Annotated in this window: 6 protein-coding genes; all 6 read right to left on the reverse strand. The window is 75.0% G+C overall.

Annotation, left to right across the window (positions count from 1 at the left end):
* Positions 1-25 precede the first annotated feature (25 nt).
* The 6 genes from BMY61_RS16260 to BMY61_RS16285 all read right to left on the reverse strand — a co-directional run bounded on the left by BMY61_RS16260 (position 26) and on the right by BMY61_RS16285 (position 14,811).
* Positions 26-613, reverse strand: a complete 588-nt coding sequence (locus tag BMY61_RS16260; RefSeq protein WP_042442859.1) for a hypothetical protein — start codon at positions 611-613, stop codon at positions 26-28.
* 208 nt (positions 614-821) lie between these two features.
* Positions 822-1,046, reverse strand: a complete 225-nt coding sequence (locus BMY61_RS16265; RefSeq protein WP_042442861.1) for an MbtH family protein — start codon at positions 1,044-1,046, stop codon at positions 822-824.
* Positions 1,043-6,853: a non-ribosomal peptide synthetase/MFS transporter gene (locus tag BMY61_RS16270; protein WP_063773173.1), complete on the reverse strand. Its 5,811-nt coding sequence runs from the start codon at positions 6,851-6,853 to the stop codon at positions 1,043-1,045. The genes BMY61_RS16265 and BMY61_RS16270 overlap by 4 nt, the downstream gene beginning before the upstream one ends.
* Positions 6,850-10,035 (reverse strand): AMP-binding protein, encoded by a 3,186-nt coding sequence (locus BMY61_RS16275; RefSeq protein WP_042442863.1) that lies wholly within the window; start codon positions 10,033-10,035, stop codon positions 6,850-6,852. The genes BMY61_RS16270 and BMY61_RS16275 overlap by 4 nt, the downstream gene beginning before the upstream one ends.
* Positions 10,032-13,160 (reverse strand): non-ribosomal peptide synthetase, encoded by a 3,129-nt coding sequence (locus tag BMY61_RS16280; RefSeq protein WP_052438340.1) that lies wholly within the window; start codon positions 13,158-13,160, stop codon positions 10,032-10,034. The genes BMY61_RS16275 and BMY61_RS16280 overlap by 4 nt, the downstream gene beginning before the upstream one ends.
* Complete coding sequence (locus tag BMY61_RS16285; protein WP_052438341.1) at positions 13,153-14,811, reverse strand: condensation domain-containing protein; 1,659 nt, start codon at positions 14,809-14,811, stop codon at positions 13,153-13,155. The genes BMY61_RS16280 and BMY61_RS16285 overlap by 8 nt, the downstream gene beginning before the upstream one ends.
* Positions 14,812-14,845: the final 34 nt, after the last annotated feature.

Below are 14,845 nucleotides of genomic sequence, written 5' to 3' on the forward strand. Positions count from 1 at the left end.
TCGAGCGCCCCCGGCGAGTCGTAGGTCAGTTGACTGGCTGCGGGCAGTCGAAGGTTCCGTCCGGCCCGAGGCAGGACTTGATGTCCGTGGAGCCGCCGTGGCCGTCGGGCACGAAGACCTCCGAGCCGTAGAAGCCGTAGGAGAACGTGATGGTCTCCTTGGGCACGCCGCCGTTGGCGCCTGACACGTCGTCCGAGATGACGGTCGGACGGCCCAGGGTGATCTTCATCTCCGGCTGGTTGCTGCCCGCCCGGGTGAGAGTCAGCGCAAGGCCGTGCGTGAGCATCGGGGTCGCCGGGAAGAACATCGTTCGGCGCAGGAACCCGGAGTCGGCGTCGCCCGCGTACCGGACGATCGTGAGGTTGCCCGGCAGCGGCGACAACGTGCCCGAGCGCGCGGTCACCGCTTCGCTGTAGGAGAGCACGGTCGTGGTGTGGATGGGACCATCCGGGAGCAGCAACTGCGCGTGCAGCGGCGCGGGCGTCGCGCGGGTCCCCGAGGCATCGGCCGCCGCGCCGGTCGTGCCCGGCTGCGCGGCGACGAGCGCCAGCGCGCAGCCCAGTGCCGCGCCCAGACGGGGCAGTCGACGCAGCAGCTGACGGGGACGGGACATGGGCTTCTCCTGCCTGAGGGTCGGGTCCGTTCGCGCTCAGGATGCGCGGCCCCGGCCCGGCGGTGCCCGCAATCAGCCGGACGAGGTCGTGTCACTGCCCGCGCCACGTCCACGTTCCTGCGGGACTCGAGCTCGCCGGTGCCGTCCTGTGCAAGGAGCACCGGCGAGGGCTCGACTGCGTGCGACGTGCGGTTGACGGCCGGCTCCGTCAGCCGTCAGCGCCGTTCCCGACCGGCTGATCGGTCGCGCGGTCGCGCAGGGAGCGCGGGGTCATGTCCGTCCAGACTTCCTCGATGTGGGCGAGGCACTCCTCGTGGGAGCCGCGAAAGCCCGTCGCGGACCAGCCCGCCGGAAGGGCCGGGCCCCCGTCCTCCCACAGTGAGTACTGTTCTTCGTCGTTGACGACGACCATGTGGATGCGTTCGGTGGTCATCTGTGTTGCAGCTCCTTGTCCGTCGGGTGAGTGGGGCGGTGCGGTCCGCTGGGTCCGGACCGTTGGGTCCGGTCGTGGTCGCGGTCCGCGAGGATCTGAAGGCCGAGAAGGTCGTCGGGTGGGGCATCCGGCACGGTTGCGTCGAAGCGGCGCAGCGTCGGCAGGCGCAGCGAGACGGTGACGACGGCGAGCATCGCCAGCGCGAACAGCACGTAGAGCAGGGCCGTTCCGCGTCCCGGGCCCGTGCCGAGGACGCGTCCCACCGAGTCGGCGAGGGCTCCGTGCCGGGTGAGCAACGGGTTGAGGAGCCCGGTGCCGAGCGGTGCCACGACGCCGAAGGCGAGCGGCAGCGTGGACCACGAGATGACCGTGTTCAGGGCGAACACCCGGCCGTGGAAGCGCTGGGCGACCTTCACCTGCACGGTGGTGAAGTAGATGCCGTTCATGATGCCGAGCGAAAGGCACATGGCGAACGCGCCGACGGCCACCGTCCAGACCTGGGCGCTCAGTCCCGGGACGGCGGAGACGCAGGCCAGGGCGAGGGCCGAGAGCAGCACGCCGCGCATCCGCTGGTGGCGGGGGCCTCCCCAGAAGCCCATCACCAGGCCGCCGGCGACCGCGCCCAGGCCCGCGCACAGGGAGACCCGCCCGGCGTCGGCGAGGTGACCGAAGCTCAGGGTGAGCGGGGTCAGCAGCAGGAACAGCGGGGACAGGAAGATGTTGAGCACCGCGAAGAACAGGAGCATGGACCGCAGTCCCCGGTTGCCCCAGGAGTGGCGCAGCCCCTGCCTGATCTCCTCGCCCAGGGACTCGCGACGGCGCCACGGGAGGGTGTTCGGGAAGCGCACGGCCGCGGTGACCGCGACCGCCAGGGCGTAGCTGGTGACGTCGAGGGCCAGGATCCCGTCGAGGCCGATCAGCGCGAGCAGTCCCGTGGCCAGCACGGGGGCGAGTACGGACGAGGTGCCGCCGACGACCTGGAGGAGGCCGTTGGCGTGGCCGAGGTACTGCTTGGGGACCAGCTGCGGGATGGATGAGCCGTAGGCCAGCCGCTGGAAGGTGAGCGCCACGGACAGGACCATGGCGAAGGCGTAGATGGCGCCGACCGTGAGATGTCCGGTCGCGGCTGCGAGGGCGAAGAGGCCCTGGACGCCCCCGGCGGCGAGGTCTCCGGCCAGCATGACCCGCCTGCGGTCGGCGCGGTCGACGACGGCGCCGGCGATCGGCGCGATGAGCAGGCCGGGGATCAGGCTGAGGACGGTCAACAGGGCGAACCGTGCGACCGATCCGGTGTGCAGGTAGATCCACAGTGGGACGGCGAACTCGGTGAGGGCGGAGCCGAGCAGCGAGAGGGACTGGCCCCCCGCGACGGCGAGGAAGCGTCGCATGTCCGGCGGCGTCCCGGTTCGGGCCCGGTCCTCGCCCGCGGCGTCGTCCGCGCCCTCGGCGACCGCCCGGCCTCCCGCGCCGGCACCCGAACCGGCACCCGAACCGGCACTGGCACCCGCGCCGGTACCCGCACCCGCACCCGCACCGGTATCGGCGCGGGTGCCAGTGGCGTCGGTGTCCTCGCCGGCGGTCCCGCGCGGATCCGGCTTCGCGCCGGCCGGCGACCGGGACGACTCCGCCTGAAGCCACCACGTGCGCTCCCCGGCGGAGCCGCGCAGCCGATCCCCGGCCCCCTCGGCCAGGGCGACGTGCACGCCGGTGACGATCGCGGCGACCTCTGCGGCGCGGTACTTGAGGAAGAAGTGCCCCGCCTCGTCCAACACGACCAGCGCCGCACGGGGGCTGAGGAAGTGCCACTCGCGGAAGCGCTCGTCGGCGTACTCGGTGGCGGGGTCGCGATCGCCGACGACGGAGACGACCGGCGCGGCGATCGGCGTGACGCGCCGGTGGAGCAGCTCGGTGAAGCGCTGCTCGGCGTCCTCGCTGTCCCGGCGCATGGTGCGCACGATCCGGTGGGCCTGCTCCTGGTCGAGGTCGCCGAGCTCCAGTCCGAGCCCGCGCAGCCAGTTCTCGTAGACGCGGTTGCCGGTCAGCACGTCGCGCCGCGCCGCCGCGGCGAGCCAGCGCACCGCGCGGCTGCGTGGGCGGGCGAAGGGAAAGATCCCGCCGACGTAGACGGCCTCCAGGCCACGTCCGGCCGCCTCCAGACGGCGGGCCAGCTCCACGGCCACGGCACTGCCGATCGCGCAGTGCCCGTAGAGGGCGAGCGGTCCGGTCACCCGGTCGAGGATCTCCGCCGTGCAGCGGTCGACCAGTTCGTCGAAGGGCAGCGGCTCCTCGTCGCGGCCGACGTCGTGGCCGGGCATCTGCAGGGCCAGCAGCCGGCAGTCGTCCGGGAGGGCGTCGGCCACGGGCTGGTAGACCACGGCGCTGCCTCCGCCGAAGGGGGCGCACACCAGGGTCAGTCGTGGGGTGGCACTGACGGAGTTGCGGCGGGTGAGGTCGTGCAGCAGCGGCGTCGGGCCGCGCTCCGCGGTGGGAGTGCCTGCCAGGTCGGCGAGTTCGCGGACGGTGGGGTTCTGGAAGAGGTCCAGCACGCTGATCCCGGCCCCGAGGGCCGTGCGCAGCCGGGCGACGACCTGGGTGGCCAGCAGGGAATGGCCGCCGAGGTCGAAGAAGTCGTCGTCCAGGCCCACCTCCGGCACGTCCAGGACGTCGCACCAGACGCGGGCGATGTCCTGCTGGACGCCGGGGGCGGGGGGCTCGCCGGACCCGGTCGCGCGCGTCGGCGTGGGGGCCGGCAGGGCGGAGCGGTCGAGTTTGCCGCTCGGCGTGAGCGGCAGTCGGTCCAGCAGCACGTAGGCGGCGGGCACGAACAGGTCGGGCAGTGTGGCCTTCAGGGCGGCGCGCAGGAGGGCCGGTTCCGGGGCGGTGTCGGCGGCCTCGGTGGCCGTCACGTAGGCCACGAGTCGTTTGTCGCCGGGGCGGTCCTCGCGGACGACGACCGCGGCCTCGCGCACCTCGGGCCGTGCGGTGAGCGCCGCCTCGATCTCGCCGGGCTCGATCCGCACGCCGCGCAGCTTCAGCTGACGGTCGATGCGGCCCAGGAACTCCAGCGCGCCGTCCTCGCGGCGCAGCGCGAGGTCGCCGGTGGCGTACAGGCGCGTGCCCGGCGGCCCGTAGGGGTCGGGGCGGAAGCGGTCGGCGGTGGCGCCGGGGCGGCCGAGGTAGCCGCGGGCCAGCGCCACGCCGGCGATGTGCAGTTGACCGGGCACGCCGTCGGGGACCGGGCGGCCGCGCTCGTCCAGGACGTGGAGGCGGGTGTTCTGGATCGGCGTGCCGATGGGCAGGCGTGCCACGCCCTCGCACTGCGCGGGAGGGCAGGGCCAGGAGGAGACGTCGACAGCCGCCTCGGTGGGACCGTAGAGGTTGTCCACGCGCACGTCGAGCCGTCGCTGCAGCCGGGCGGCGAGCGCGGGCGGCAGTTCCTCGCCGCTGCACACGACCAGGCGCAGGGCCGTGCACGTCTCGATGTCCTCCTGTTCGACGAACGCGGCCAGCATGGACGGGACGAAGTGCGCGGCGGTGATCCGCTCGGCGGCGATGACCTCGCGCAGGTAGGCCGGGTCCTTGTGGCCGCCCGGGCGGGCGAGCACGAGGCGGGCTCCCGCGAGCAGCGGCCAGAAGAACTCCCACACGGAGACGTCGAAGCCGGCCGGGGTCTTCTGCAGTACCGCGTCGTCGCCGGTCAGGGTGTAGGCGCGCTGCATCCAGTCGAGACGGTTGACGATGGCGGCGTGCGGGACCAGGACGCCCTTGGGGCGACCGGTGGAGCCGGAGGTGTAGATGGCGTAGGCGGGATCGAGCGGGCCCACCGCCGGCGCCGCGGCGGCTTCGCCGTCGGGTTCCTGCCGGACGAGGTCGTCCAGCAGCAGCGTCTGCGTGGCCTTCCCCGGTGCCTGCGCCGCGAGCCGGCGCTGCGTCAGCAGCAGGGGAGCGCCGGAGTCCTCGAGCACGAGGGCCAGGCGTTCGGGCGGGTAGTCGGGGTCGAGCGGCAGGTAGGCGGCTCCGGCGCCGAGCACCCCGAGCAGCGCGGTCACCAGGTCGAGTGAGCGCTCGGCGTGGACGGCGACCAGTGTGCCGGGACCCGCGCCACGCGCCCGCAGCGCACGGCTCACGCGCCGGGCACGGTCGGCGAGCTCGGCGCACGTCAGGCTGCCCTCCTCGGCGGTGACGGCGATCCGGCCGGGAGTCAGGGCCAGCGCGGCGGCAAGACGCGCCGACAGGGTGTCCTGCTCGGGCACGGGAACGGTGGGGCCGTGGCCCGCCGCCAGGGCCGCCCGCTGTCCGGCCGGGTCCAGCAGGGGCAGGTCCGCGACGGGGGTGTCCGGATCGGCGAGGGCGGCCGCGAGCAGGGTCGTGAAGGCGCGGGCCAGCCGTCGCGCGGTGGCCCCGGTGAACAGGTCGGTGTTGTGGACGATCTGGCAGTGGAAGCCGTCCGGGCCCTCGACGACGTACAGCTCCAGGTCGAACCGGGCCGCCCAGGTGCTGACCGGGTAGGTCTCGGCGGTCACGGAGGATGCCTGCGTGCCGCCGCCGGGGCCGTAGTTCTGCAGGGCGAACAGGACCTGGAACACGGGAGAGCGGCTGGTGTCGCGCGCCGGGTCCAGGGCGGTCACCAGACGTTCGAACGGCAGGCCCTGGTGGGAGAACGCGTCGAGCGTGTCCGTCCGCACGGCCGTCAGGTGCTGGGCGAAGCTCCGCCCGGGGTCCAGCGTCGCCCGCAACGCCAGCATGTTCACGAAGCAGCCGACGACGTCCTCGAACTCCGGGCGGGTGCGCCCGGCCACCGGTGTGCCCACGGCGAAGTCGCGTTGCCCGCTGAACCGGCCCAGCAGCAGCTGGAATGCGGTCAGCAGGACCATGAACGGGGTGGCGGCCCCGGCCCGGGCCATCTCGTTCACGCGCCGGCTGGTCTCCTCGCCGAGCGCAAAGGAGTGGGTGGCGCCGCAGAAGGTCTGCCGGGCCGGTCTGGGACGGTCCGGCGGCAGGTCCAGCGCCGGGACGCCGGCCAGGCGCGGCAGCCAGTAGCCCAGGTCGCGGGTCTCCTCGTCCCCGGCGTCGCGGCCGCGCTGCCAGGCGGCGAAGTCCCCGTAGCGGACCGCCGGTTCGGGCTGCGGTGCGGCGCCGTCGGCCAGCGCCAGCAGCTCCCGCAGCAGCAGTTCGGCGGACCAGCCGTCGCAGGCGAGGTGGTGCACGCGCAGGACCAGCACGTGCTCCTCGGGGCCGAGCCGGAGCAGGAGGGCGTGGGCCAGCGGGGCCCGCGCGGGGTCGACGGGCCGCGCGAGCTCCGCCTCGACGCGTTGCTGCGCCTCCTCCTCGCTCGCGACGGTGACCGTGGGGAGCGCGGGGGCGGCGTCGGGGTCCACGACGGCCACGGGGCGGCCGTCCTCGGTGGCGGGGAAGCGGGTGCGCAAGGCCTCGTGACGTCGGATCACCTGGTGCAGCGCGTGCTCCAGGGCGGCCGGGTCCAGGGCGCCGCGCAGGCGCCGGACCAGGGGAATGGTGTAGGCGGCGGTGCCGGGTGCGTACTGCTCCATGAACCACAGCCGCTCCTGGGCGTACGACAGGGGCGGGTCCGGCTGGGTGCGGCGGGGGATCGGCGCGGGGGCCTCGCGTCCGGATGGCCGCAACCGTGCGGAGAGCAGCGAGGCGCGGGCGGTGGCAGCGTCGGTCGGCGAACCGGGTGCCGAGGGCCGGGCGGCGGTGGGCGGGGCCGGAGAGGGCCGGTCGGTGGCGGGCGGGGCCGGAGAGGGCGGTTCGGTGGTGGGCAGGTCGGTGGTGGGCAGGTCGGTCATGCGGTCGGGGTCCTTCCGAGGGATTCGGCCACCTCGTCGTCGGTCAGCCGGTCGATGTCGTCCAGCACCAGGGCGCGAACCGCCGCCGCCAGGCCGGCCAGGGTGCGGTGTTCGAAGAGCACCCGGACCGGAATCTCCACGTCCACGGTGGCGGACAGTCGCGCGGCCACCCGCAGGGCGTGCAGCGAGTGTCCGCCCAGGAGGAAGAAGTCGGCCTCGGGCCCGAGCGGACCGCACCCCAGCACCCCCGACCAAACGGCGGCCACGAGTTCCTCGGCCTCGTCACGCGGCTTCGACCACCCGGAGCGCCCGTCAGGCAGGTCCGCGTCCCTGGCAGCCGGCACGGCCGCCAGTGCGGCCAGCGCCGCCCGGTCCACCTTGCCCGTGCCGGTGAGCGGCAGGCGCTCCACCTGCCGCAGCCGCACCGGCAGCAGGCGGGAGGGCAGCGCGGCGGCCAGCGCGTCGTGCAGGGCGGAGAGGTCGTCGAGGCCGGTGACCACGAACGTGGTCAGCGCCTGGTCCACCACCGTCACCGCTGCGGCGGTCACCGCCGGGTGGGCGCACAGGACGCGTTCGATCCCGGCGGGCTCGACGCGCAACCCGCGAACCTTGACCTGGTCGTCGATCCGGCCGAGGTGGCGCAGGCGGCCGTCGGGGAGCCACAGGGCGAGGTCCCCGGTTGCGTACAGCCGGGATCCGGGCGGGCCGTAGGGGTCCGGGCGGAAGCGGTCGGCGGTCCGGGCCGGGTCGCCCCGGTAACCGCGGGCGAGTCCGGCGCCGCCGAGGTACAGCTCGCCGGGCGTGCCGACCGGCACCGGACGCATCCGGCTGTCGAGGACGTGCGCCTCGGTGTCGGCGAGCGGCCGTCCGATCGGCGGGTCCATGTCCTGCGGCACGACCGTGCCCGCGCCGATCTCCTGACCGTGGCCGACACCGGGGCTTTCGACGCCGCCGCCCGCGGCGAAAACGTCGCACGCGGTGGCGACGACGGTGGCCTCGGTGGGTCCGTAGGTGTTGACCAGACGCGGCCCGGGACCGACCGCGCGCCGCCAGGCCGCGACGGCGCCGGCGTGGGCCGTCTCCCCGCCCACCACGAGCAGGCGCAGGCCCGGGGGCCATGCGGTGGCCGGCTCGGCCGCCAGCGCGTGCCAGTAGCTGGTGGGCAGGTCGAGGACGGTCAGTGAGGCGCCGTCGGCCGTACGCAGGAAGTCGGGCAGGAGTTCGCCGCCCCCGGGGAGCAGGACCAGGGCGGCGCCCCGGGTCAGGGCCGGGAAGATCTCCTCGGCGTGGGTGTCGAAGGCGGGCGAGGCGAACTGCAGCACGCGGTCGCCGGGGCCGAGCCGGTACTCCTCGCCCATCCAGCGGACCCGGGCGGCCAGGCCCTCCCGGGTGACCATGACGGCCTTCGGCGCGCCGGTCGTGCCGGAGGTGTGGCACAGGTAGGCGAGCCCGGGGCCGGCGGGCGGTCCCGACGTGGCCGGGGTGGCGGGGCGGGGTCCGTCCTCGTCGAGGAGCAGATCGGCGCCCGACCCGGCCAGGAGCGCATCGACGCGGGCAGGGGGGTCGTTCGGGTGCAGGCCGGTGTAGGCGGCGCCGGTGGCCAGGATCGCGAGCAGTGCGGCCACCAGGTGGACCGAACGCTCCCGGCGTACGGCCACGACCCGGCCCGGACCGCAGCCCGCCGCGCGCAGCCGGTCGGTCTCGCCGCGCACGAGCTCGGCCAGCTCGGCGTAGCTCCAGGCGCGGCCGCGGTCGTGGACCGCCGCGGCGGCGGGCGTGCGGGCCGCCTGGGCGGCGAAGAGCTCGGACACGTCCAGGGCGGGGGCCTCGGGGTGCGGCCCACGCGCGAGGGCGAGCAGGCGGTTGTGTTCCTCGGAGGTCAGCAGCGGCAGCAGGTCGACCGGTTGGTCGGGCGTGCGGGTCGCGGCGTCGACGAGCGTGGCCAGGTGACGGGCGAGTTCCCGTCCGGCGGCGTGGTCGAAGAGGCTCAGCCGGTGGCCGAGCAGGAGGGTGAGGCCGTCGGTTCCGGTCATCCGGTCGTGGCCTTCGAGCGTCAGTGGGGCCTTGACGCGGTGCAGGCCGTCCCCGAAGGGCGTGACGGCCAGGCCGGGCAGGGCCCGCATGCTGCCGGTGGGGGCGCCCGCGCCGAGGACGAACATGGCCTGGTAGGGGCCGGCCGGGTCGCGCGGCAGTTCCTCGAACGGGACCTGGGGGTGGGCGTAGGCGGCGAAGAACCGGGACCGGTTGCGGCGCATCAGGTCCCGGAAGGAGGGTCGGTCGCCCAGCTCGGCCCGTAGCACCACGGTGCTGCTCAGGTACCCGAACAGCGGCTCGGTCTCCAGCTCGTCCCGGCAGGCGAGCGGGGTGCCGACGCAGACGTCCGTCGTCCCCGCCCAGCGGGCGACTAGCACCTGGAACGCGGAGAGCAGCACCACGAAGACACTGGTGCGCTCGGCCCTGGCCAGCTCGCGCACGCGCTGCTGTGCGTCGTGGGGGAGGGGAACGGGGTGGAACGCCCCGGCGGAGTCGCCGTCGGCGGCGAGTGCCTCGGGGCGGGTTCCCGCCGGGGCCAGCGCGGGTGCGCCGTCGAGCTCGCGCAGCCAGTGGGCGCGGTCGGCGGCGGCCCGTTCCCGCAGGAGCTCCGCGTGCCGGTGGAAGGGTCGGGCCAGGGCCGGCGGTTGGTCCTGTCGGCCCGCGAGCAGGCTTTCGTAGCGATCCGCGAGCTCCGCGGCCCACAGGTCCAGGGACCAGCCGTCGGCGGCGATGTGGTGCACCACCAGGCTGAGCACGTGGTCCTCGGGGCCCAGACGCAGCAGGCCCAGGCGCACCGGCGGCTGCTCGCACAGGTCGAACGGCAGGTCCAGGCGGCGGCGCAGTTCCCGCGTCGCCATGGCCTGCGGGTCGGCCGATCCGCTCAGGTCCACCAGATCCAGCGGTACCCCGGCCGGGCGCACCCGCCCGCGGGCGACGCCCTCGTCGTCGACGTAGACGGTGCGTAGCGGCTCATGGCGCTCGGCCAGGTCCGCGAGTGCCGCCTCGAGGACCGGCCGGTGCAGCGTGCCGCGCAGGCGGGCGTTCCAGTAGACGTGGTAGGCGGTGTCCTGCGGGTCGAGCCGGTGCAGGAACCAGAGCCGTTCCTGCGCGGGGGAGAGACGGAAGTCCAGCCGTCGGTCGTCGCTCACGCGAGCTCCTCCACGGCCCGGCTCAGTCCGGTGATCGTCGGGGTGTCGAAGTAGGCGTGGAGGGGGAGGTCGACGCCGAGCCGGTCGCGGACCCGGGCGGCGATCCGCGAGATGACCAGGGAGTGCCCGCCGAGGTCGAAGAGGTCCTCGTCGGGGCCGACCGCGTCCACGCCGAGCACCTCGCACCAGATGGCGTGCATCTCGGCCGCCGTGCCCTCGTACGCGACCGCGGCCGGTTCGCCGGCGCGGGTGGGCGCGAGGGCGGGCAGCGCGGACCGGTCCAGCTTGCCGTTGAGCGTGGTCGGCAGGGCGTCGAGCCGGACGACGGTCGTCGGCACGGCGTAGCCGGGAAGGAGGGCCACCAGGTGGGCGCGCACCGCGGCCGGGTCGGCGTCGCCAGTCACGTAGCCGACGAGGGTGTCGCCGTGGAGCCGGGCGGCGGCGGCCCGTACCTGAGGGGCCGTGCGCAGCGCGGCCTCCACCTCGCCCAGTTCGATGCGATGGCCGCGCACCTTGACCTGGTCGTCCAGGCGGCCGAGGAACTCCAGCCCGCCGTCGGCCCGGTGGCGGACCAGGTCGCCGGTGCGGTACATGCGGGCGCCGGGGGCTCCCCAGGGGTTGGGGACGAAACGGTCGGCGGTCAGCGCCGGTCGGCGCAGGTAGCCCTGCGACAGTCCGGCGCCGCCGATGAACAGCTCGCCGGGCACCCCGATCGGACACAGCCGCCCACGCCGGTCCAGCACACGCAGCCGGGTGCCCGGGATCGCCGTGCCGATCAGGACGTGCGGCGGGTCGGGCGGGAGTTCCCAGCCACTGGACCAGATCGTCGTCTCGGTCGGCCCGTAGAGGTTGACGGCGCGTCCGGTGCGGGCGCGCAGCTCCCGGGCGACGGGCAGCGGCAGAGCCTCGCCGCCGACGAGGGCGGTGATGCGGGGGGCGTGCAGGCCGGCGGCGAGCAGGACCTGCCAGCCCGTGGGCGTGGCCTGCAGGTGGGTCACCGCGCGTTCGCGGGCCAGCCGGGCCAGGTCCGTGCCGTCGCCGGCTGCCTGCTCCTCGTCGGGGAGCACCAGGCGGCCGCCGGTGGTGAGCGGCAGATGCGTCTCCAGCCCGGAGATGTCGAAGGAGACGGAGGTGAGCCCGAGCCAGGTCGCCTCCGGGCCGGTGCCGCCGACGAGCGAGGCGGTGGCGTCCAGGAAGGCGGTGAGCGCGCCGTGGGCGACGGCGACGCCCTTGGGCCGCCCGGTCGAACCGGAGGTGTAGAGCACGTACGCGGTGTCCTGCGCGCCCGGTGGCGGCCCGTCCAGGGCGCGCGACCGCAGATCGTGCCCTGTCTCGCAGCCGTCCACGCGGACCTGCGGCGTGGCGCAGTCCTGGGGCAGCCGGTCCGCGGACGCCGAGGACACCAGCACGCAGCGGGCCCCGGAGTCCTCCAGTGCGAGCGAGGTCCGGGTGGCCGCGTAGCGGGGGTCGAGCGGAAGATAGGCCGCGCCCGCCCGCCAGACGCCCAGCAGCGCGGCGATCAGGGCGGGCGAACGCTCCACGAAGACGCCGACCACGTCGCCGGGCGCCACGCCGTGCGCGCGCAGGCGACGCGCGATCTCCGCGCTCATGCCGTCCAGCGCACGGTAGCTGACGACGCTTCGCTCCGCGGCGCCGTGGCAGTCCCCGCCGCTCGCGTCCAGGGCCGGGGCGTCCGGCGTGGCGCGAGCCTGAACGAGGAAGCGGTCCAGCGCCGTGGCGCCCGCGGTCGCAGTCAGCGCCGGGCCGTCGCCCAGGAGGAGGAGCTCGGCCCGCTCCGGCTCGGGCAGCAGATCGGCGTCGAGGGCGGGCGCGTCGGGGGCGGAGACGAGCGAGCGCAGCAGGGTGAGGTAGCGCTCGCTCACGCGGCGTGCGGTGTCCGCGGTGAACAGCCCGGTGGACCAGCTGAGGTGGCACTCGGTGCGCCCCGGACCACGCCAGACCTCCATCGCGAGATCGCACTTGGCCTGGCCGTAGTCGATCTCCAGCACGTCGCCGGAGCCGCCGCCCAGGGCGAAGCCGTCGGAGTCGATGTGCTGGAGGGCGAACATGGTCTGGTAGACGGGCGTGCGTGAGCGGTCGCGGGCCACCTCCAGACGTCCGAGCAGCTCCGCGAAGGGCATGTGCTGGTGGGTGAAGGCGGCCAGTGTCCGGGAGCGGACCCGGTCCACGAGGGCGTCGAAGCTCGGGTCGCCGCTCAGGTCGGCGCGCAGCGCGACGGTGGTGGCCAGGCACCCGACCACCTCCTCGTGCTCGACCCGGGTGCGACCGGCGACGGGGGTGCCCACGCAGAAGTCGAGTTGGCCGCTGTGCCGGGCCAGCAGGACCTGCCAGGCGGCCAGCAGCACCATGAAGGCGGTGCAGCGGTGGGCGCGGGCCAGCTTGTCGATGTCGGCCAGCAGTGCGGTGGGGAGCTCGGTCTTGTGCAGGCCGCCGGTGCTGACGCGGACCGGTGCGCGCGGCAGGTCGGTCGGGAGCTCCAGGTCCGGCGCCCCGGTCAGTTCACCGGTCCAGTGGTCCAGAGCGGCCCGGCTGCGCGCGCGGCCCTCGGGGCCGAGCAGTTCGGCGGTGTAGTCGCCGTGGGTGTGGGCGAGCGGGGCGAGCGGGGACGGCTTGCCCTCGGCGTAGGCCTCGTAGACGTGGGCGATCTCGGCCCCGAGCACCCGGATCGACCAGCCGTCCGCGGCGATGTGGTGCACCACCACGCACAGGACGTGGTCCTGCGGCGCCAGGCGCAGCAGGGTGGCCCGCACGGGCGCGCCGGCGGCCAGGTCGAACGGACGCCGGACGCGCGAGAGGACCTCGGTGTGGGCGGCCCGCAGCGCGGCCCCGGGGTCCGGCGCGTGGCCGGGGCCGTCGAGGTCGACCAGCTCGAGCGCGATGGTCGTGGACGGGTCGGTGCGGGCCAGCGGGACGCCGTCGGTCTCGGTGTAGTGGGTGCGCAGCGTCTCGTGACGGGACACCACCTCGTCCAGGGCGCGCCCCAGCACGGCCGGGTCGAGAGCGCCGTGCAGGCGGTGCACCCAGAAGATGTTGTAGGAGGCGTCCTCGGGGTCCAGCTGTTGCAGGAACCACAGACGTTCCTGGTGGGGGGAGAGCTCAGGCACGGGCGGGCTCCTGACCGTGGGCGACGGCTTCGACGTGCGCGCGGAAGGCCTCGGCGAGGGCGGCAGCGGTGGCGCCGTCGAAGGCGTGGTGGTTGTGGACGACGGCGGCCTCGAGCGTGCCGTCCGGTCGTTCCTCGGCGATCAGCTCGGGGGTGCTCAGGTCCGGCTCCCCGTTCGGCGTGGGCCAGTCCAGGCTCTGCTGCTCGCGCGGCAGCGCGAAGGCCTCGGAGCGCAGTCCGGGGAAGAACGGGGTGCCGCCCCAGCTCTCGTAGTGGATGCGTGCGGGGTAGGGCACCTGCAGCGCGGTCTCGTGGTAGGCGTGGAACTGGTGGCGGGCGGCATCGAGGGCGGCCGTGCGCACGCGCTCCAGCAGCGCGGCGAAGTCGGGCCGCCCGCTCGTGTCCACGCGGATGAGCAGGGACTGGACCAGGCACCCGATCAGCGCGTCGTGCTCCGGCAGGGTGCGGCCGGGCACGGGGGACATCAGCACGATGTCGTCGGCGCCGGTCCACTCGTGCAGGACGGCGGTCCAGCAGGTGGCGGCGCCCATGAAGGCCGTGCCGCCCGTGGCGGCGACGCGCTCGCGGAAACGGGCCCACAAAGGTGCGGCGAGCGTGAGCGGGTGGCGCCGCCGGGAGAAGCGGTGCGCCTCACGCCGGCCCGGGAACGGTTCCAGCGCGCGGGGCGCGCCGTGCAGGGTCCGCTGCCAGTAGGGCCGGTTCAGCGTCCACTGCTGTGCGGTCCAGTCGCAGTAGGCCTCGTGGTCCAGCGTCAGCGGTGGCAGCGGATCGCGGTCGCCGGTCTGCAACGCCGAGTAGCGCAGGCCGAGTTCACGCAGCAGGACGCCCAGGGACCAGCCGTCGAAGACGAAGTGGTGGACGGCGAGGACGACCACCCAGTCGTCGGGGGCGAGGCGGACCGCCAAGGCGCGTACGAGCGGGTCGTGCGGCAGCTCCGGGGCCAGGTCGCGGGCCGCGCGGGCGAGCTCGGCCGCGTGCCGTTCGCGTTCCTGCGGGGTCTCTCCCTGTGCGTCGACGACCTCGACCACGGGGGGCCGGTGCGCGGTGGTGGAGGGGGAGAGACGCCCGGTCGGGGTGGCCCGGAAGGCGGTGCGCAGCGGGGAGTGACGGCGGGTCACCGCGTCGAGTGCTTGCCGCAGCAGCTCAGGGTCGAACGGCTCGTGGAGGCGCAGGGCCGTGCAGACGGTGCCGGGGTCCCGGGGCGGGTCGGTGGCGGCCATCCAGTCCAGGAACTCCCACTGCTGGGTGGTGAGCCGCTGTCCCGGTCCGGGACCGCCCGCCGGGGCGTCCGGGGCGTCCGGGGCGTCCGGGGCGTCCGGCGCGTGCGGCGGGTCGGCGGTCGCCGCGGCGGCCCCGGCGGTGGAGTCGATCCAGGCGGCCTGTCCGCGCAGGCGGGGGCGGTCGAAGGCCAGCGTCACGGGCAGGTCGACGCCGAACAGCCGTCCGGCCTCGACCGCCAGGCGGGAGGCGCGGAAGGAGTCCCCGCCCAGGGCGAAGAAGTCGTCGTCGAGGCCGATCCGGGGGACGCCGAGGAGCCGCCGCCAGATCCGGGCGAGGACGGTCGCAGTGGCGGTCCACTGCGCTGACTGCTGGTCAGCGAGGGTGCTGCCGTGACTCGGTGAAGCATCCATGGGAAGCGTCCAAGGTGGTTCGCAGACGGCGGGA

The sequence above is a fragment of the Streptacidiphilus jiangxiensis genome, from assembly GCF_900109465.1.
GTDB lineage: Bacteria > Actinomycetota > Actinomycetes > Streptomycetales > Streptomycetaceae > Streptacidiphilus > Streptacidiphilus jiangxiensis.

Excerpts from the sequence above, each read along its gene's own strand:
- BMY61_RS16265 (WP_042442861.1), bottom strand. The coding sequence starts at position 1,046 with ATGACCACCGAACGCATCCACATGGTCGTCGTCAACGACGAAGAACAG.
- BMY61_RS16285 (WP_052438341.1), bottom strand. The coding sequence starts at position 14,811 with ATGGATGCTTCACCGAGTCACGGCAGCACCCTCGCTGACCAGCAGTCA.
- BMY61_RS16260 (WP_042442859.1), bottom strand. The coding sequence starts at position 613 with ATGTCCCGTCCCCGTCAGCTGCTGCGTCGACTGCCCCGTCTGGGCGCG.
- BMY61_RS16270 (WP_063773173.1), bottom strand. The coding sequence starts at position 6,853 with ATGACCGACCTGCCCACCACCGACCTGCCCACCACCGAACCGCCCTCT.